This window comes from Aeromonas sp. 600527 (assembly GCF_049175415.1).
In the GTDB taxonomy this organism is placed as follows: domain Bacteria; phylum Pseudomonadota; class Gammaproteobacteria; order Enterobacterales; family Aeromonadaceae; genus Aeromonas; species Aeromonas veronii_A.
In genome coordinates, this window is the sequence record NZ_JAAKVA010000008.1 from 112,799 (window position 1) to 132,195 (window position 19,397).

Sequence of the window (19,397 nt, forward strand, 5' to 3'; positions counted from 1 at the left end):
AAAACTATGAGAATTCTGATCATCGGTGGCGAAGCCGCCGGTATGAGTGCGGCGGCCAAGGCGCGCCGTCTGGCCAAAGATGCCGATATCGTGGTGTATGAGGCGTCCGAGGTGATCTCTTTCGGTGCCTGCGGCCTGCCTTACTTCGTCGGTGACGAGTTTCAGGAGCCCGGTTACATGGCCGAGTTCACCCCCGAGCAGTTCGCCGCCAAGGGGATCGAGGTCAAGATTGGCCATCGGGTGCTGAGCGTCGATGCGGCTGCCCAGACTCTGGTGGTGGAGCACAACGGCGACACCTTCACCGACCGCTACGATCGGCTGATGATCGCCACCGGTGCCAGCGAAGTGATGCCCCCCATCCCCGGTCTGCAGCAGCAAGGGGTATTCGGTCTGCGCCGGATGGCCGACGGGCTGGCGCTCAAAGCTGCGGTGCAAGACAAGAATAATCGCCGCGCCGTGGTGATTGGCTCCGGCTTTATCGGGCTGGAAGTGGTCGAGGCGCTGGTCCATCAGGGCAAGGAGGTGCGTCTCATCGAGCTGGCGGATCGGGTCATCCCCGATGCGTTTGATGGCGAGATCACCCAGCACATCGAAACCGAACTGCGCGAGCAGGGGGTCTCTCTTCATCTGGATGAGCGAGTTGAAGCACTGCTGGGGGATGGTCGGGTGACCGGTGTACGCACCAGCCAGGGCGAGTACGAGGCCGATATCGTGGTGGTCTGCACCGGGGTCAAGCCCAACACCGAGTTTCTGGCTGATACCGGCATCGAGCGGCTCGGCAACGGTGCCATCAAGGTGGATCGGCAGGGACGCAGCTCGTTGGCCAACGTCTGGTCGGCCGGCGACTGTGCCAGCGTCTGGCACGCCGTGAAGCAGCAGCAGGTCTATGTGCCGCTCGCCACCATCGCCAATAAGCTGGGCCGCATGGTTGGTGAGAACCTGGCCGGTGCAGAGCAAGAGTTCCCGGGCACTCTGGGTTCTGCCGCGCTCAAGGTACTGGGGTTGGAGGCGGGCCGTACCGGCCTCTCCGAGCAGGAAGCCAAGGCGATGGGCATCGACTATCGCACCGTGGTGATCAAGGACAAGTGCCACACCAACTACTGCCCGGGCCAGTCAGACATTCACGTCAAGCTGGTCTACGAGGCGGGCAGCAAGCGGCTGCTGGGGGGTCAGATCCTCGGTCGCAAGGGGGCGGTCCACCGCATCGACGCGCTGGCGGTTGCCATCACCATGGGGGTGACCACCGAGCAGCTCGGCATGCTGGACTTTGCCTACGCGCCCCCCTTCTCCCGCACCTGGGATGCCCTGAACGTGGCGGGTAACGTCGCCAAATAAAGGGGGGGCAGGCCAACCTGACAGTGGCAAGAGGCGGCACAGGGTGCCGCCTCATTTTTCGCTTAACCTTGCCCTTTGTCAGGAACCGGCAGGGGGCATCTGCCGCTCCGGCTTTCCTGCCGCAGGTTTGCTGCCGACCAGCACTGCGCCGAAGAAGATAAGCGCAACGCCTACCGCCTTGCTTGCCACCAGCGGTTCGGCAAAGGCCGGCATGCTCACCGCCAGCAGATAGACCAGCCCGTAACTGGTGCTGAGCAGCGGGTAGGCGATATTGAGCGGCGTTGAGTGCAGCGCCGCCAGCCAGCAGAGCAGCGACAGCCCGTAGCAGAGGATGCCGATGGCGATGGTGAGGAGCGGCAGGGGGTGAGCCAGCATCACGGCGGGATCGGCCTGCCACTCAGGGAGGCTGATTGCCCCCCACTTCATGCAGAGTTGCGCCACCGTCACCAGCACTATGCTGCCCAGTACGTAGAGATAACCCTTCATAGCAGACCTCCCAACAACAGGGCGCCGACGATGATGGCGGCAGCCCCCAGCCAGTTGCGGCTGCTCACCGGCTCGCGGAAAAAGAGGCGCGAGCCGAGCATCACCAGCACCAGATTGAGGCTGAGCATGGGGTAGGCCATGCTCAGTGGCAGCCGCTGTAGCAGGTAGATCCAGAGCAGCATACCGCTGCCAAGGGCTGCAACGCTCCCCAGCAACCAGGGGGAAGCGAGCTTCTGCCAGTGGTCGTGCGGTGTGCGTTGCCAGCTGATGACCGCCTGCTTTTGCAGCATCTGTCCCGCACTGGTGAGGAGGCTGACCAGCAGGAGGAGCAGGATATCCATCAGCGACTCCCGTGGTAGACGAGCAGAGTGAAGCGGTGACTGCGGATAGTCTGGTCTGCCGGAGGCAGCGCAGCGATCTCCTCGTCATCATTGGTGCGCAGCAACAGGGCTACCTGCCCCTTCTTGCGTGCCTGTGCCAGCCAGTTCGGGAACTCCTCTTGCGTGATGTAGCGCCCCTTGCCATCGGGATAGTCAAGGCCATATCTCAGCTCACCCATGCTATCGAGCAGGTTGACCTCGCTGCGTTTGGTCTCCCAGGCGATGGAGGAGGCGGTACCCACCTCGTTGGCCAGCAGGGTGTGGGACTCCATCAGGATCTCCCGGTTGGCCTTGATGAAGTGCTCCGGCAGTTTGGAGTCCACCAGCGATAACGGCAGCGCCAGCGGCAGGGCGATGGCCAGCACCATGGGACAGAATGCACTCAGCTGCCAGCTACGGGCGGGGGCTACCAGCTGGATAAAGCCAAGCAGCGACCAGCCGACGAAGATGGCCATGGCGATGGCCAGCTTGCCCATCTCGTGGCGGCCGTAGACCGCATGTTGCGGCGAGAAGGCCAGTACCGCCAGCACTCCCACGCAGATCAGGCCAAACAGGCCGTTGATCCAGGCGTTGAGGCGAAATGGCTGATCCCGTCCCTCCTTCAGGGCATTGACCGCGCTGTTGGCGAGCAGGATGGCCAGCGGGGCGAAGCAGGGCAGAATATAGGTGAGCAGCTTGCCCTTGGCGATGCTGAAGAAGATGAAGGGCAGTACCAGCCAGGCCAGCAAATAGAGAGTCTGCGGACCTACCTTGCGCTCCTGCCACCCTTGTCGCAATGCTCCCGGCAGTAGTCCCAGCCAGGGCAGGGTGCCGAGCAGTCCCATCGGCAGGTAGTACCAGAAGGGGGATTTGTGTTGGGCATCTTCCGAGGCGAAACGCTGGATGTGCTCAATCCAGAAGAAGTAGTGCCAGTAGTCCGGCTCCCGCTGATGAATGGCGATGGCCCAGGGGGCGGCCAGCAGGGCGGCGCTCAGGATGGCCAGCGGCCCGAAGCGCACCAGCTCGAGCAGGCGTCCCCGGGTCAGCATATATGGGACCAGCACGATCACCGGTACCGCCAGCGCGATGAACCCCTTGGTGAGAAAGCCCATGCCGCAGGCGAGACCAAATAGCAGATAGCCCGCCATCCTGCGACCGGGTGGCCCCTCCTGCCGGATGAGGTAGAAGCTCACCATGGCGGCGTTGAGCCAGAGGGTCACCATGGCATCCAGCACACTGTAGGTGCCGATGCCGTAGACAATCAGGGTCGAGAGATAGATGAGGCTGGCGAACCACGCCTTGCGCCGGCACTGCCAGAGCTGGAGGGTAAACCAGAAGACCAGCAACGCGCTCAGCCCGGTCGAGGCGGCCGAGGCGAATCGGACGGCAAAGTTGCTCTCGCCGAACATCAGCTGGCTGAGGCTGTTGAACCAGTAACCGGCGATGGGTTTCTCGAAGTAGCGCAGGCCAAGGAAGTGGGGCACTACCCAGTCACCCGTGGTGACCATCTCACGGCTGATCTCGGCGTAACGGTTTTCGTCCGGGCTCCACAGCATCCGCTGGTTGAGCGGCAGCAGGTAAAAGAGCAGAAAGAAAAGGGGCAGGGCCCATCGGGTCATCTTCATGAGATCCTCGGTTGCAATCTGGTGAGCTGGTTCATGGGGCTGCCTTGCAGCCGAGCCACCCTTCGCGTCCCGGCAGGGTGCCGCGCAGCAGGTGACCGGTCGGTAGTTGAGTCGGGTCAGACGGGAGCAGCTCGCCAAGGGGGACGAAACGGATACCGCGCGCTTTGGCTTCGCCGAGCAGGGCATCGAACTGCTCCGCCATGACGATCCCCTCCACCTCGGCGTGGATGGTGTAGACATGGGGGCCCGGTTGCGGTGTCGCGGTCAGCTGCTCCAGCAGGAAGTGGTTGAAACCGTCGACCGTCACCTGATGCCCCACCACCTCGTCAAAGGTGGGCAGGTTGACCGGGATCTGCGGGGTGCCGGGCCGCCCATCCTCCAGAATGGGGCGGAACAAGCCGCAGCCGCGACAGTCACTGTTGTAGCGAAAGCCGAACTGCTCCTTGGCTTGGGTGGTGAGCGGATCGGCCCGCCAGCCAGCGGCGGCGGAGCAATCCACCGCGCGCCCCAGAATGTCGCTCAGGGCATCGACCCCGAGCTTGGTCTGGCGGACCAGCTCGGCCTCGTTCCAGCGACCGGTGTTGGCCTGCCAGCCGTGGTGATCCCAGGCGTGCAGCCCCACCTCGTGACGGGCGCTGTCGGTGTCGCGCATCAGGGAGCCGAGCTGCTTGCCGATGGATTTGCCTGGCCAGGCGGTGCCAGCCAGCAGGATATCGAGCCCATACAGAGATGCTGCGTTGGAACGCAGCATCTTGAGCAGGAAGCGGGGCTTGAGCAGGCGCCACAGGTGGCGCCCCATGTTGTCGGGACCGACCGAGAAGAAAAAACTCCCCTTCACCTGATGCCGGTCGAGCAGTTGCAGCAGGCGGGGCACCCCGTCACGGGTCCCCCTGAAGGTATCGACGTCGATCCGCAGACCCACCTCAATCATGTTCGACTCCCGTTGTGACAGCCCCTTGCAGAAAGAAGTCCAGCGTCTTGCCGATGGTCTCCTCCATCTCGATGGTCGGTTCCCAATTGATCAGCTTGCGGGCATTGCGGATGCTCGGACGACGGTGGGAGACATCCTGATAGCCATCGCCGTAGAAGGACTTGCTCTCCACCATCTTGAAGCCGGCGAACGGCGGGAAGTGGTCGCGCAGCGGGTGAGCATCGAACTTGGCGAGCAGTACCTCTGCCATCTCGCGAATGCTCGCCTCGTTATCCGGGTTGCCGATGTTGATGATCTGGCCGTTGCAGCGATTGCCCTTGTTCTCGACGATGCGGAACAGGGCTTCGATGCCATCCTCGATATCGGTAAAGCAGCGCTTCTGGGCGCCGCCATCCACCAGCTGGATCGGGGTACCGTCCACCAGATTGAGAATGAGCTGGGTAATGGCGCGAGAGCTGCCGATGCGGGCGGAGTCCAGACTGTCGAGGCGCGGCCCCATCCAGTTGAAGGGGCGGAACAGGGTGAAGTTGAGCCCCTCTTTCTTGCCGTAGGCCCAGATGACCCGATCCAGCAGCTGCTTGGAGACGGAGTAGATCCAGCGCTGCTTGTTGATGGGGCCGACGATGAGGCGGGATTCATCCTCGTCGAAGCTGTGATCGTCACACATCCCGTACACCTCGGAGGTGGAGGGGAAGATGATGCGCTTGTTGTACTTGACGCAGTAGCGGACGATCTTGAGGTTTTCCTCGAAATCGAGCTCGAACACCCGCAACGGGTTACGGGTGTACTCGATGGGGGTGGCGATGGCCACCAGTGGCAGGATCACGTCGCACTTCTTGATGTGATACTCGATCCACTCGGTATGAATGCTGATGTCCCCCTCCACGAAGTGGAAGTTGGGGTGGCCGATGAAGCGATCCACGGCGCTGGAGCCGATGTCGAGGCCATACACTTCGTAGCCGCCATCCTTGAGCAGACGCTCGGTCAGGTGGTTGCCGATAAAGCCGTTGACGCCGAGGATCAGCACCCGGGTCAGGCGCGCCTTGCGCAGGGCATTGCTCGCCTTGGCGCCGATCTTCATTCCTTCGACCAGCCCCAGTTCGCGGGCAAGTTGGGCACCGCGTACATAGAGCCCCCCTTCGGCCTGGCCGGTCAGGATCTCCAGCACCCCCTCACCACAAGCCACGCGCAGCGGGTCGTGGGAGAGAATGGTGCCTGGCTGCAGGTCGTTCTGGATCGCCAGTGGCTTCGCCTGCCAGACCGTCAGCTTGCGATCACCGGCGAAGCTGAAGGCGCCCGGGTAGGGTTGGGTGACGGCGCGTACCAGGTTGTAGAGATCGCTGGCGGGCTTATCCCAGCGCAGCTCGCCATCGGCCGGGGTGCGGCGACCATAGTAGCTCGCCTTGCTCTCGTCCTGCGGGGTGAAGGTGGCGTCCCCGCGCTTGAGTTTGACCAGCTCCCCTTCGAGCAGGGCGCGGGCTGCCTGGCGCATCTTGCCATGCAGGGTGAGTGCGGTGTCATCGTGGGCAATGGTTACTGCCTGCCGGGCAAGGATATCGCCGGCATCGGCACGGGCCGTCATCCGGTGCAGGGTCATGCCGGTCTCGGTCTCGCCGTTGACCAGACACCAGTTGATGGGGGCGCGGCCGCGATAGGCTGGCAGCAGGGAGCCGTGCAGGTTGAAGGCCCCGACGGTTGGGATATCGAGGATCTCCTGCTTGAGCATGTTGCGGTAGTAGAAGGAGAAGATGGCCTCCGGTGCCAGCTCGCGAATGCGCTCAATCCAGAGCGGATGGTTCACATCTTCGGGAGAGAAGACCGGCAGGTCGTGATCGGCACAGAGTTGGGCGACCGAGTCGAAGAAGCGGTTCTCGCCCGGATCGTCGGCATGGGTAAAGACCGCCTGGATCTGGTAGCCGGCCTGAAGCAGGGACTCGATACCGGTGCAGCCGATATCGTGATAGGCAAAGACGACAACGTTCATGATTGAGTTTCCTGTTGCGAAGCATCCGGGGTGGAGCGAACGATTTGGTGAATGAAGTAGCGGGGACGGGCGCGCACATCGGTATACATTCGGCCTATGTACTCACCCAGCAGTCCCATCCCGATCAGCTGTACGCCGACAAAGGTGAAGAGAATGGCAAACAGGGTGAAGACGCCATCTGCTGCCCAGTCGGCACCCAGTAACAGGCGCAGCAGCAGCAGCAGGATCGAGAAGATGAAGCCGATCCCCGCCACCACGCTGCCGACGATGCTGAGCAGGCGTAGCGGGGCCGTGGTCATGCAGGTGACCAGGTCGTACATCAGGTTGATAAGGTGCATCAGGCCGTATTTGGATTCGCCGTGGGCCCGCTCGGCGTGGCCCACCTCCAGCTCTGTGGTACGGCGGGCAAAGCTGTTGGCCAGGATGGGGATGAAGGTGCTGCGCTCCTGACAGCAGAGCATGGCGTCGATGATGTGGCGGCGATAGGCGCGCAGCATGCAGCCGTAGTCGCTCATCTGGACGCCGGTCGCCTTTTGTACCGACTTGTTGATAAAGCGCGAGGCCGTCTTGCGAAACCATGAATCCTGCCGGTTTCGGCGGATGGTGCCGACCACGTCATACCCTTCCATGGCGGTGGCGACCAGCCGCGGGATCTCTTCCGGCGGGTTCTGCAGATCCGCATCCAGAGTGATCACCAGATCCCCAGTTGCCGTCTCGAAGCCCGCCATGATGGCGGCATGCTGACCATAGTTGCGGTTGAGCAGCACGGCGACCAGCTTGCTCCCTTCGCGATTGGCGGCTTCGCTGATGATGGTGGCGGATCGGTCATTGCTGCCGTCGTCGATCAGGATCACTTCGTAATCCTGGCTCAGCTGCTCGCAGGTGTCGGTCACCCGTTGCAGCAGTTCCGGCAGGCTCGCCTCCTCGTTGTAGATGGGGATGATGACTGAGACCCGTTTGATGTCGTTATGGTTCACGTATTGTTACTCCAGTATGTCGGTCAGGGCTGCCACGACCCGATCCACGTCGGAGAGCGTCATGTCGGGGAAGAGGGGCAGGGTGCAGAGCCGTGACGAGTTCCACTCTGTGTTGGGTAGCGAAAGATCCGGATAGCGCTCCCGGTAGTACTTCTGGGTGTGTGCAGCGCGAAAATGCAGGCCACTGCCGATGCCTCGCTCCTGTAGCGCCTGCATCAGCTGATCGCGATTGAGGCCGCACTGCTCGGGGTTGACCCGCACCATGAAGAGGTGCCAGGCATGCAGATGGGGGTAGGTGGGGATGGCAAGCGGTGCCAGCGGCAGGTTGGCCAGACGTTCATGGTAGCGAGACACCAGCTCGACCCGCTTGGCATTGAGCTCGGGCAGTCGGGCCAGCTGCACCAGAGCGATGGCGGCGTTGATGTCGGCCAGGTTGTATTTGAAGCCCGGCATCAGCACCTCTGCCTGCGGCTTGCGTCCCAGCGTCATGCGGTCGAAGGCATCGACCCCCAGGCCGTGGAATTTCAGCATGCGAGCCTTGTCGGCCAGCACCTGGTCATCGGTCACCAGCATGCCTCCCTCGGCACAGGTAAGATTTTTGATGGCGTGGAAGGAGAAGATGGCGGTGCCGGTTTCCCCGACCCAGCGCGCGCGATAGCGGGTGCCGACTGCATGGGCGGCATCTTCGATAACTGGAATATCGTGCTGGCGACCTAGGGCGAGGATGGGGTCGAGGTCGACCGGTGCCCCTGCGTAGTGGACCGGGATGATGGCCCGGGTGTTGGGGGTGATGAGTGGTTCTATCTGGTCGACGCTGACCATCAGAGTATTCCTGTCCACATCGACAAAGACCGGGGTGGCCCCCAGCAGGGTGATGATGTTGATGGTGGAGACCCAGGTCTGGGAGGGGGTGATCACCTCGTCACCCGGGCCAATCCCCAGCGCCATCAGGGTGACATGCATGCCCGCGGTCGCGGAGCAGAGCGCGACCGCATGCTGGCAGCCAAAGGTCTCGCAGAAACGCTGCTCCAGCTCATGATTTTTCGGACCCGTGGTGATCCATCCCGATTGCAGCACCTCGCTGACGGCACGGATCTCGGCCTCGCCCATGGCAGGCTTTGAGAATGGCAGAAAGTCTTTCATACGACTCCGGTCTTAATGTCGCAAAAAATAAAATGACGATGAAAATCGGCATTACCGATTTTCACTGGAAATATGCCTGGGGAAAGTGTCGAGATTGCTCGATATATTTTGAAAGTAGCTGAATAACGAGTTTTTATTCAAGCGCACAGCAACACTTGGTAACAATTACTGCCGCTTTGGTGATGTAAGTTAATATGGAAATATCTCGTAACAAAAAATTGCTTGGTTTTGTTTTGGGTTGGTGTTTAGCCATTTGCCTGGGTTCACAACCAGAATTATCAGCTGTTGCTGAACGGGTTGGTTGTCGTTCAAATTGACACTGCTTGTTACAAATTGCCCATAGTGCAATTGGGTAAAGGATGTAAAGTTTCCATCATTACGCATTATGGGAAGGTTGTTATGAATATCACAGTATTTGGCAGTGGTTATGTTGGACTGGTACAGGCAATTGTATTGGCTGACGTGGGACATCAAGTTGTCTGTATCGATCTTGATGCAGATAAAATAAATAGATTATCCCATGGCGAATTACCAATATATGAGCCGGGACTGGATGTGTTATTACACCAGACATTGCAAAATGGCTCGCTGACATTCACCACGGATATTCCCATGGCGGTTACCCACGGTGACGTGCAATTTATCGCCGTCGGTACGCCCCCTGATGAGGATGGTTCGGCCGATCTGAGCGCCGTCAGGGCGGTGGCGAGATCGATTGCCCAGCATCGTTCAGATGAGGTGATCATCGTCAACAAATCCACCGTGCCGGTCGGTACGGCAGACAAGGTATTCCACTGGGTCATGGAGCAGCAGGCCGAGCTTGGCAAGCAGTTCGAGTTCGATGTGGTCTCCAATCCCGAGTTTCTCAAAGAGGGGGCGGCCGTCCGTGATTGCCAGCGTCCGGATCGCATCGTCATCGGCACCGGTAAGGAGCGCTCCAGAGCCGTCATGCGTGAGTTGTATGAGCCATTCAATCGCAATCACGACCGCATTCTGTTTATGGATGTTCGCAGTGCCGAGCTGACCAAGTATGCCGCCAACTGCATGCTGGCCACCAAGATCAGCTTTATCAACGAGATGGCTGGACTGGCCGAGCGGGTCGGTGCGGATATCGAGCTGGTGCGGCAGGGGATTGGTGCCGACCAGCGTATCGGCTACCAGTTTATCTATCCCGGTTGTGGTTATGGCGGGTCCTGTTTCCCCAAGGATGTGAGGGCATTTCTGGCGACTGCAGCGGCCCTCGACTACGACACGCCGCTTATTCGTGCGGTGGAGCGGGTCAACGAGCGGCAGAAGTTCAAGCTCTTCGACACCCTGGCCTGCCACTTTCACGAGCAGGGCGAGTCGCTGGTAGGCAAGACCATTGCCATCTGGGGACTCGCCTTCAAGCCCAATACCGATGACATGCGCGAAGCGCCGAGTCGGGTGCTGATGGAGGCGCTGTGGCAGGAGGGGGCGCGGGTGCAGGCCTTCGATCCGGTGGCGATGAAGGAGGCCCAGCGTATCTATGGTTGCCAGCCCGAGCTGTCGCTGATGGGGACCAGGGAGGCGGCGCTGGCGGGGGCGGATGCGTTGGTCATATGTACCGAGTGGAACGAGTTCAAGGCGCCCGATTTTGCCCAGATCAGGAAGATGCTGGCGCACCCCCTCATCGTCGATGGTCGCAATCTCTACGATCCGCTCAAGATGAAGGGGCTGGGTTTTTCCTACTATGCCATCGGGCGTGGGGAGACCATTGCAGAAGGGATGAGCCATGCAGAGTGCTGATATTTCGCAGCGCACTCTCTGCTGGATGTTGCTGCTGGTTGCACTGGTGCTGCTGTCTGGCCAGTTTGACCATCAGCTCTGGACGCCTGATGAACCCCGCGAAGCGGCTATTGCACTCGAGATGTATCGCAGTGGTGACTGGGTGGTACCGACCCTTGGCGGGCGCAGCTTTGTCGAGAAGCCACCACTCTTTTACATGGCCGCTCTGCCGTTTCTTGATGGGTTTGAATCCTGGCTGGGGGTGACCAATAGCCTGCGGTTGGCGGGCGTGGTCTGGGCGGCGGGTATACTGCTTTTTACCGGCCTGCTGGCCTATCGCCTGCTTGGCAACAGGTCTGCGGCACTCTGGTCGGTCATCGCACTGGGCACCATGGAGGGATTTATTATCAACACGCACTGGATCAGAACGGACAGTGCGCTCGCCTTCTTTGTCATATTTACCCTCTGGGCATTTTCAGAATATTACCTTGCACGCCGTTGGTGGATGGCGATATTGGCCGGAATAGGGCTGGCGGGCTGTTTTATGGCAAAAGGTCCTATCGGGCCGCTGACAGTGTTTTTTGGCTGGCTCCCGCTATTCTTCTTCGCTGCAAGATGTGCCGCCATCGACAAAAAACTGCCCGAATTTATCTGGCAGCATCTGTTGATACTGCTCTGTTTTATATTGCCAGTGGCAGCATGGATCCGTGAATTAATTAATCATGTTGATGGCGATGCCTTATGGGATGAGTGGTTCTGGCAGAATCAGGTTGGCCGCCTGACAGGCACCTCTACAGAACTCGGCCATATCAAGAAAGGGGCCTATCTCTATTATTTATGGGGGATGGCTGAGTATACCATCCCCTGGTTGCCATTCATTTTCTATTGGGGTTGGCAAACCATAAAACAGCGACGCTGGAGTCGTGAGCGAATATTTCTGTTGTGCTGGGCAGTAGGAACACTTGTGCTGTTAACCCTCTCATCCACCAAGCGTACCCTCTACCTTTTTCCGTTGTTGCCGGTATTTGCCATCATGTTGGGTCAGGTCAGCCTGAACTGGCCGGGATGGACGGCTCGCTATGGTCGGGGATGGCTCTGTTTCATGCTGCTGTTTTGTGTCGTGGTTACGGGGATCCCTCTGCTCGGCCCTTCACTACCAGGTACCAGCCATATTCCGGCAGACGTGCTCCACATCGCCGGCAAGCTGGGGTGGCGTTACATTCCCGCGATTACCCTGTTCGTGATAGCGCTGGAGCTATTGTTGCGGCGCAAGGAAGTACATGGTGCCATTCATATCACCAGCTCGGTAGCGATCATCTTTCTGCTTACTTTTACACTGGTTTACCCCTTGATCGATGCCGCCAAGGGGGTATCGGGAAAGATGGCCCTGTTGCTTGATAGGATCCCGCCCGAGACGCGGGACCGCATTGCCGGCTGGCGATTGGGGGAGACGGAGCTTGGTCTGCTATCTGCCTATGAAGAGATGCGGGTAGCGAATCTAGACAGGGAGATGGTGAGGAATGTGATTGCCTGTCGTGATACCCGGTTTGATGCCGTGTTGGTCAATGGTACAGCCGGGGAGCGGGGGCAGTTGCTGGAGGGGATTCCCTATCAGTTGCTGGCCCAGACCGCTCTGCGCTCGGACAAGGGGCAACTGCTGACTCTGGTGACAGGATTACAGTGCCATTAAGCCATCTATTCCCATTCAGGGGCACTGTATGAGGCAATATGGCCGCGTAGTGACGGTTCCGCTCTTGCCGGTTTAGTGTCAGGCTGGCAGCGGGTTTGCAGCCTGAGGTGATAAGCAGTACTTCACGATGCTGCCATCACGCAGGTGGCTAATGAATGGGATGGATGGGGTGTGGGGGCTTTTATCGCAGTGGGCTACAGGGCCTTAACCCAGCCAGATTGGTGGATCGTAGAGATAAAAAAACCGATGCCTTGGCATCGGTTTTTTGTTACCGGTTTATCCGTATCACTCAGCTACGGCCGAGGCGGTTCTCCGGGTAGTTCTTGGCCAGCACTTCGCGGGCATGCTTGGCCAACTGCGGCATCTTCAGGGTGTCGTAAGACTCAACCATGATCTCCAGCGCCTTCTCGGTTTCGGCTGTGTCGGGGTAGGTTTCGACGATCAGCTTGGCCCGGTTGGCGGCCGCGACCAGTGCATCACGCTTCACGTAATACTCGGCCACGCTCAGGTCATATCGAGCCAGACGATTCTTCAGGCCAATCATGCGGGCACGGGCATCGGCGGCATAGACGCTATTGGGGTAGTTCTGCAACAGGGTCTTGAAGTCCTGGAATGCCTGACGGGCATAAGCAGGGTCTTTGTCGTCACGACCGATACCGAACAGGCTCTGGAAGAAGTTGTAATCCGCCGCCATGTTGGTCAGGCCGCGCATATAGAAGACGTAATCGATATTTTTATGCGCCGGATTGAGGCGGATAAAACGGTCGATATTGGCGATCGCCTGAGCGGTATCATCCTGCTTGTAGTAGGCATAGATGAGGTCAAGCTGCACCTGATTGGAGTAGGCGCCGAACGGGTAGCGAGAGTCCAAAGCCTCCAACAATTCAGTGGCTTGCACGTAATTGCCAACGTCCAGTTTGAGGCGTGCTTTCTGGTACAGGGTCTCCGGCGGTTCGTCGGGTACCTTGGGTTTGGTGCTGGAACAGCCTGTGATCAAGGTAGCGACCAAGGCGAGCGACATCAGCAGGTGAGACTTCTTTCCCATCAACAACATCCGGTCCATTTCCACGAAATTGGCAAAGTATCCGTTATGCTTGGCTAAAAGAAAAGCTAGAATACCCGGATTATTTCGAATTGATACCCCCCGCTCAAGAGACCATACATGAGCCAGCATATTGAACTGACAGGCGAATTCCAGGATCACCAATTCGGGCAGCGACTCGACCAGGCCCTGGCCGAATTGTTTCCCGACTACTCCCGAACCCGTATCAAGGAGTGGATTTTACAGGACAGAGTGACCCTGGATGGTCAGGTTGCCAACACCCCGCGCGAGAAGGTGATTGCTGGGCAACAGGTGCATGTGGATGTAGAGCTGGAAGATGATACTCGCTGGGATGCCCAGGATATCGAGCTCAACATCGTTTACGAAGATGAACACATTCTGGTGATCGACAAACCGGCCGGTCTGGTGGTTCACCCGGGCGCAGGTACGCCGGATGGCACCATCCTCAACGCCCTGCTGCACCGCTACCCCGGCATTGCCGAGGTACCCCGCGCCGGTATCGTGCACCGTCTGGATAAAGACACCACAGGATTGATGGTGGTTGCCAAAACCGTACCCGCCCAGACCCATCTGGTGGAAGCGTTGCAGGCGCGCCAGATCACCCGTGAGTACGAAGCGATCGCCATCGGTCACATGACCGCCGGCGGCACCGTCGATGCGCCCATCGGCCGTCACCCGACCCAGCGTACCCATATGGCCGTGGTGCCCAATGGCCGTCCTTCCGTCACCCACTACCGGGTTCACGAGAAGTTCCGCGGCCACACCCGTCTGCGTCTGCGGCTGGAAACCGGTCGTACCCACCAGATCCGTGTCCACATGGCGCACATCAAACACCCGCTGGTGGGCGACCCCGCTTACGGTGGCCGTCTGCGCCCGCTGCGCAACGCGACCCCCGAGCTGACCCTGGCACTGCGCAACTTCAACCGCCAGGCGTTGCATGCCACCATGCTGCAACTGGCTCACCCCATCACGGGTGAAGTGATGCAGTGGCACTCAGCTACACCGCAAGATATGGTGGAGCTGATGGAGGTGTTGCGCGCGGATACCCTCGCCAATCCGGATGAATTGGTCTGGAAATAGTGGTGAATCTGGCAGCGTTGCGACGACTTCTGCCGTAACCCGCCGATATAGCGTGTAGCACAGAGAACTTTGAAACGGGGCGTCTTGACTGGTTGCAGCCAAGGGCCCCGTTTCCATTTGAACGATAGGGCGTGAAGGAGTGAGCAATGAAATGGATTGAACCCGACTGGCCTGCGCCAGCACGCGTCCGGGCTCTTTCGACCACCCGTGATGGTGGTGTCAGCGAAGGGGTCTTTGCCGGTCTCAATCTGGGGGCCCACGTAGGGGACGAACCGGCCAGGGTCGAGGCCAACCGGGCACGGCTGCAGCAGGTGGCCGCCATCCCGGGGCCCCTCAACTGGCTCAATCAGGTGCACGGCACCGTCGTTCATCCGGTCCGCAGCCATTATGAGCTGGCGCCGGATGCCGATGCCGCCTGCGCCCATGAGGTGGATCAGGCCTGCATCGTGATGACCGCCGACTGTCTGCCGGTACTCTTCTGCGATCGGGCCGGTTCTGTGGTGGCTGCCGCTCATGCCGGTTGGCGCGGACTGAAAGAGGGCGTGCTGGAGGCAAGCATCGCCGCCATGGGCTGCGAGCCGGGCGAGATCCTGGCTTGGCTGGGCCCGGCCATTGGCCCCACAGCCTTTGAAGTGGGTGGCGAGGTGCGCGAGGCCTTTATGGCGGAGCAGGCCGAAGCAGAAGCAGCGTTCGTCCCTTCGTCCAATGAGGGGAAATGGCTGGCGGATATCTACCAGCTTGCCCGGCTGCGCCTTGCCCGCGCCGGTGTCACAGCAGTCTATGGTGGCGAATACTGCACCTTCAGCGACAGCGAGCAGTTCTACTCTTATCGTCGCAACGGCCAGACCGGCCGGATGGCCTCCATCATCTGGCTGGCGTCCTGATGAAGCTCCCCGCCCTGCATCTGGCAAGGGCGGGGATCCTGCTCTCGCCCCGTCTTGCAGAAAAAATAACCAGCATCGCCCCTTGAAATAGCCCGTACGGGCCTCATCTTTCATCTCAGAAAGTTATGTTGTTTGCCGCGCAAGCGGCGTCTGCCTGTTTGAAGGGGGAGTGCAATGCGCCTCGATCGCCTTACCAGCAAATTCCAGATTGCTATTTCCGATGCCCAGTCTCTTGCGCTGGGTCGTGACCACCAATTCATCGAACCCGTTCATCTGATGACCGCCCTGGTCAATCAGGATGGCGGCTCCATCCGTCCGTTGCTCACTCTGACTGGGATGGATATCAATGCCCTGCGCTCGCGCCTTGGCGAGGAGCTGGATCGCCTACCGCGCGTCAGCGGTGTGGAAGGGGATGTACAGCTCTCCAACGGCCTTGGCCGCCTGCTCAACGTCTGTGACAAGCTGGCCCAGCAGCGCAAGGATCAGTTCATCTCATCCGAACTGTTCGTGCTGGCGGCCCTCGACGAGAAGGGCACGCTGGGCGAGCTGCTGCGCGCTCAGGGGCTGACCAAAGAGAAACTCGAAGCGGCCATCGACAAGGTGCGTGGCGGCAAGAAGGTGGAGGATGCCAACGCCGAGGAGAACCGTCAGGCGCTGGAGAAGTACACCATCGATCTGACCGAGCGGGCCGAAATCGGCAAGCTAGACCCGGTGATCGGCCGGGATGACGAGATCCGCCGTACCATTCAGGTGCTGCAACGCCGCACCAAGAACAACCCCGTGCTGATCGGGGCTCCCGGTGTCGGCAAAACCGCCATCGTCGAGGGGCTGGCCCAGCGCATCATCAACGGCGAGGTGCCGGAAGGGCTCAAGAACAAGCGGGTGCTGTCGCTGGACATGGGGGCGCTGGTGGCCGGTGCCAAATATCGTGGCGAGTTCGAGGAGCGGCTCAAGGCCGTGCTGAGCGATCTCGCCAAGGAGGAGGGCAACGTCATCCTCTTTATCGACGAGCTGCACACCATGGTCGGCGCCGGCAAGGGCGAAGGGGCCATGGATGCGGGCAACATGCTCAAGCCTGCGCTGGCGCGGGGCGAGCTGCACTGCGTCGGTGCCACCACCCTGGACGAGTATCGCCAGTTCATCGAGAAGGATGCAGCGCTGGAGCGCCGTTTCCAGAAGGTGCTGGTGGAGGAGCCGACAGTCGAGGATACCATCGCCATCCTGCGCGGCCTGAAAGAGCGTTACGAGCTGCACCACCATGTGCAGATCACCGACCCCGCCATCGTGGCGGCGGCCCAGCTGTCGCACCGCTATATCGCAGATCGCCAGCTGCCGGACAAGGCCATCGATCTCATCGACGAGGCGGCGGCCAGCATCCGGCTGCAGATCGACTCCAAGCCCGAGGCGCTCGATCGCCTCGAGCGGCGCATCATCCAGCTCAAGCTGGAGCAGCAGGCGCTGATGAAAGAGGACGATGACGCCAGCCGCAAACGGCTGGAGCTGATCAATCAGGAGATTGGCGAAAAAGATCGGGAATACAACGAGCTGGACGAAGTGTGGAAGGCCGAGAAAGCCGCCCTCGCCGGTACCCAGCATATCAAGGCTGCGCTGGAGCAGGCCCGTCAGGATCTCGACGTGGCGCGCCGCGCTGGCGACCTGGGCCGGATGTCCGAGCTGCAGTACGGCCGCATTCCGGAGCTGGAGAAACAGCTGGATCTCGCCACGCAAGCCGAGATGCAGGAGACCAGTCTGCTGCGCAACCGCGTCACTGACGTGGAGATTGCAGACGTCTTGGCCCGCTGGACCGGTATTCCGGTCGCCCGCATGCTGGAAGGGGAGCGCGACAAGCTGCTGCGGATGGAAGATCAGCTGCACAGCCGGGTGATTGGCCAGGAAGAGGCGGTCGAGGCGGTCTCCAACGCCATTCGCCGCTCCCGTGCCGGGCTGTCCGACCCGAACCGCCCCATCGGCTCCTTCCTGTTCCTGGGGCCCACCGGGGTGGGCAAGACCGAGCTGTGCAAGGCGCTGGCCGAGTTCCTGTTCGATACCCAGGACGCCATGGTGCGGATCGACATGTCCGAGTTCATGGAGAAACACAGCGTGGCCCGTCTGGTGGGGGCGCCTCCGGGATACGTGGGTTACGAGGAGGGCGGTTATCTGACCGAGGCGGTACGCCGTCGCCCCTACTCGGTGATCCTGTTGGATGAGGTGGAGAAGGCACACCCGGATGTGTTCAACATCCTGCTGCAGGTGCTGGATGATGGCCGCCTGACCGATGGTCAGGGTCGTACCGTCGATTTTCGCAACTCGGTGGTGATCATGACCTCCAACCTCGGTTCGGATCTGATTCAGGAGCACCACTCCGAGAAGGATTACGACGAGATGAAGGGCATGCTGATGGAGGTGCTGACTCGCAGCTTCCGGCCGGAGTTCATCAACCGGATCGACGAGACGGTGGTGTTCCACCCGCTCGGCGAGGAGCACATCAAGTCCATCGCCCGCATCCAGCTCAAGAGCCTGATGGGCCGTCTCGAGGCTCAGGGTTACGAGGTGGAGGTGAGCGAAGCGCTGCTCAACAAGCTGGTCCATGCCGGGTTCGATCCCGTCTACGGGGCACGCCCCCTCAAGCGGGCGATCCAGCAGAAGGTGGAGAACCCGCTGGCGCAGGCGCTGCTCTCCGGCCGCATCGTGCCGGGCAAAAAGCTGGTGCTAGGGGCCGACAGCAATGGCCTCACCATGACCCAGTAACCGATCCGTGTCGATGTTTGCAACGCCAGCCCTCGGGCTGGCGTTGCCATATCTGGGCGATGGAAAATAAAAAAACGGCAATCCGAAGATTGCCGGGAGGAATGTAGTGAAGCGACCTGACGTGGGTTGAGCGGGTCGCAGGGGCAAGCCCCCGATTGCGAAGCGTGGCCACAGCTGGCCTCGCTTCTTACAGCCTGCCGGGGATGCGCTCGCTCAACCCCGATGGCCACCTGCCTGTTGCCATGCCGGCTGCGATGGCGCCGGCATGGCCTTCATTCGTTACAGCATGCCTTGCACGGCAGCTTTCATCTCGGCCGGCCAGACGCCGACCTGTACCTGGCCGATGTGCTCTTTTTGCAGCAGCAGCATGGCCAGACGGGATTGGCCGATGCCGCCGCCGATGGTTTGCGGCATCCGTGCGGCCAGCAGATCCTGGTGCCAGTCGTACTGCAGGCGATCTTCGTCGCCTGTGATAGCCAGCTGGCGGCGCAGCGCCTCGGCGTCGACCCGGATCCCCATGGAGGAGATCTCGAAGCTGTCCTGCAGTACCGGGTTCCACACCAGGATGTCGCCGTTCAGACCGGCCAGACCCAGCTCGCTGTGGCTGCTCCAGTCGTCGTAGTCTGGGGCACGCACGTCGTGGCGCTCGCCATGGGAGAGGGCGCCGCCGATACCGATCAGGAACACGGCCCCCAGCTCCTTGGCGATGGCCCGCTCGCGCCCCTTGGCATCGAGATCCGGGTAGCGGGCCAGCAGCTCTTCGCTGTGCAGGAACTGGATCTCGGCCGGCAGGAAGGGGGTCAGTTCATGCTCGGCACAGACCGCGCGCTCGGTGGCCTTGATGGCGGCCCAGATGCCGCGCACGGTTTCCTGCAGATAAGCGAGATCACGGCGCTCGCTCGGCATCACCTTCTCCCAGTCCCACTGATCCACATAGACTGAGTGGATGGGAGTGAGCTTGTCTTCATCCGGACGCAGCGCCTTCATGTGGGTGTAGATCCCTTCACCCGGGCCGAAGCCGAAGCGTCCCAAGGTCTGGCGCTTCCACTTGGCCAGTGAATGGACCACTTCATAGCTGTGTTCGGGCAGGGTCTTCACTTTGACCTGCACTGCATTCTCATGGCCAGAGAGGTTGTCCTGAGTGCCATCACCTACCCGGCTCAGAATGGGGGCTTGTACCTCCATCAGACCCAGCTGCTGGGCGAGTTGGCGGGAGAACATCTCTTTGACGAAGCTAATCTGCTGCTGGCTGCGAATGTAGTGCTGTTTCATGCTGAATTCCTGTTTCAAACCCCGTTGGGTGTGGTGATTCTTCAACGGATTGCCAACTAAATTCAATATTCGAT

General features: G+C 60.5%; 15 protein-coding genes. 6 read left to right on the plus strand and 9 right to left on the minus strand.

What is annotated here, in order from left to right:
• Nucleotides 1–6 precede the first annotated feature (6 nt).
• On the plus strand, nt 7–1,335 hold the full coding sequence (locus G5154_RS12060; RefSeq protein WP_421250905.1) for a CoA-disulfide reductase: 1,329 nt from the start codon (nt 7–9) through the stop codon (nt 1,333–1,335).
• A gap of 78 nt (nt 1,336–1,413) precedes the next feature.
• On the opposite strand, the gene arnF is transcribed toward G5154_RS12060, so the two are convergent.
• The 7 genes from arnF to arnB are packed head-to-tail and all read right to left on the minus strand — an operon-like array spanning nt 1,414 to nt 8,840.
• Complete coding sequence (gene arnF / locus G5154_RS12065) at nt 1,414–1,821, minus strand: 4-amino-4-deoxy-L-arabinose-phosphoundecaprenol flippase subunit ArnF (RefSeq protein WP_421250904.1); 408 nt, start codon at nt 1,819–1,821, stop codon at nt 1,414–1,416.
• Nucleotides 1,818–2,162: an EamA family transporter gene (locus G5154_RS12070; RefSeq protein WP_216979916.1), complete on the minus strand. Its 345-nt coding sequence runs from the start codon at nt 2,160–2,162 to the stop codon at nt 1,818–1,820. Before G5154_RS12070 ends, arnF begins: the two co-directional genes overlap by 4 nt.
• Entirely contained in the window at nt 2,162–3,805 is a 1,644-nt protein-coding gene (gene arnT, locus G5154_RS12075; RefSeq protein ID WP_288728582.1) for a lipid IV(A) 4-amino-4-deoxy-L-arabinosyltransferase, read from the minus strand. Before arnT ends, G5154_RS12070 begins: the two co-directional genes overlap by 1 nt.
• 31 nt (nt 3,806–3,836) lie before the next feature.
• On the minus strand, nt 3,837–4,736 hold the full coding sequence (gene arnD / locus G5154_RS12080; RefSeq protein WP_421250903.1) for a 4-deoxy-4-formamido-L-arabinose-phosphoundecaprenol deformylase: 900 nt from the start codon (nt 4,734–4,736) through the stop codon (nt 3,837–3,839).
• Nucleotides 4,729–6,720 (minus strand): bifunctional UDP-4-amino-4-deoxy-L-arabinose formyltransferase/UDP-glucuronic acid oxidase ArnA, encoded by a 1,992-nt coding sequence (arnA, locus tag G5154_RS12085; protein ID WP_421250902.1) that lies wholly within the window; start codon nt 6,718–6,720, stop codon nt 4,729–4,731. Before arnA ends, arnD begins: the two co-directional genes overlap by 8 nt.
• Entirely contained in the window at nt 6,717–7,697 is a 981-nt protein-coding gene (gene arnC / locus G5154_RS12090; protein WP_421250901.1) for an undecaprenyl-phosphate 4-deoxy-4-formamido-L-arabinose transferase, read from the minus strand. Before arnC ends, arnA begins: the two co-directional genes overlap by 4 nt.
• Nucleotides 7,698–7,703: 6 nt before the next feature.
• Nucleotides 7,704–8,840 carry a UDP-4-amino-4-deoxy-L-arabinose aminotransferase gene (gene arnB, locus G5154_RS12095; protein WP_421250900.1) on the minus strand — a complete coding sequence of 379 codons (1,137 nt, stop codon included), beginning with the start codon at nt 8,838–8,840 and terminating at the stop codon, nt 7,704–7,706.
• Between the two features lie 399 nt (nt 8,841–9,239).
• On the opposite strand from arnB, the gene G5154_RS12100 reads away from it, so the two are divergent.
• Both G5154_RS12100 and G5154_RS12105 read left to right on the plus strand, forming a co-directional pair.
• The gene (locus G5154_RS12100; protein ID WP_421245082.1) at nt 9,240–10,607 is read left to right on the plus strand and encodes a UDP-glucose dehydrogenase family protein; all 1,368 of its coding nucleotides are present in this window, start codon (nt 9,240–9,242) and stop codon (nt 10,605–10,607) included.
• Between the two features lie 25 nt (nt 10,608–10,632).
• A complete protein-coding gene (locus G5154_RS12105; RefSeq protein ID WP_421260369.1) occupies nt 10,633–12,276 on the plus strand; it encodes an ArnT family glycosyltransferase in 1,644 nt (547 codons plus the stop codon).
• 289 nt (nt 12,277–12,565) lie between these two features.
• On the opposite strand, the gene G5154_RS12110 is transcribed toward G5154_RS12105, so the two are convergent.
• A complete protein-coding gene (locus G5154_RS12110) occupies nt 12,566–13,321 on the minus strand; it encodes an outer membrane protein assembly factor BamD (protein WP_005341901.1) in 756 nt (251 codons plus the stop codon).
• 117 nt (nt 13,322–13,438) lie between these two features.
• Here G5154_RS12110 and rluD point away from each other — a divergent pair, with 117 nt between their 5' ends.
• The 3 genes from rluD to clpB all read left to right on the plus strand — a co-directional run bounded on the left by rluD (nt 13,439) and on the right by clpB (nt 18,051).
• A complete protein-coding gene (gene rluD, locus G5154_RS12115) occupies nt 13,439–14,419 on the plus strand; it encodes a 23S rRNA pseudouridine(1911/1915/1917) synthase RluD (RefSeq protein ID WP_005341900.1) in 981 nt (326 codons plus the stop codon).
• A gap of 146 nt (nt 14,420–14,565) precedes the next feature.
• On the plus strand, nt 14,566–15,303 hold the full coding sequence (gene pgeF, locus G5154_RS12120; protein ID WP_421245086.1) for a peptidoglycan editing factor PgeF: 738 nt from the start codon (nt 14,566–14,568) through the stop codon (nt 15,301–15,303).
• Between the two features lie 174 nt (nt 15,304–15,477).
• Complete coding sequence (gene clpB, locus G5154_RS12125; RefSeq protein WP_421250898.1) at nt 15,478–18,051, plus strand: ATP-dependent chaperone ClpB; 2,574 nt, start codon at nt 15,478–15,480, stop codon at nt 18,049–18,051.
• 279 nt (nt 18,052–18,330) lie between these two features.
• On the opposite strand, the gene asnA is transcribed toward clpB, so the two are convergent.
• Complete coding sequence (gene asnA, locus G5154_RS12130; protein WP_021231465.1) at nt 18,331–19,323, minus strand: aspartate--ammonia ligase; 993 nt, start codon at nt 19,321–19,323, stop codon at nt 18,331–18,333.
• Nucleotides 19,324–19,397: the final 74 nt, after the last annotated feature.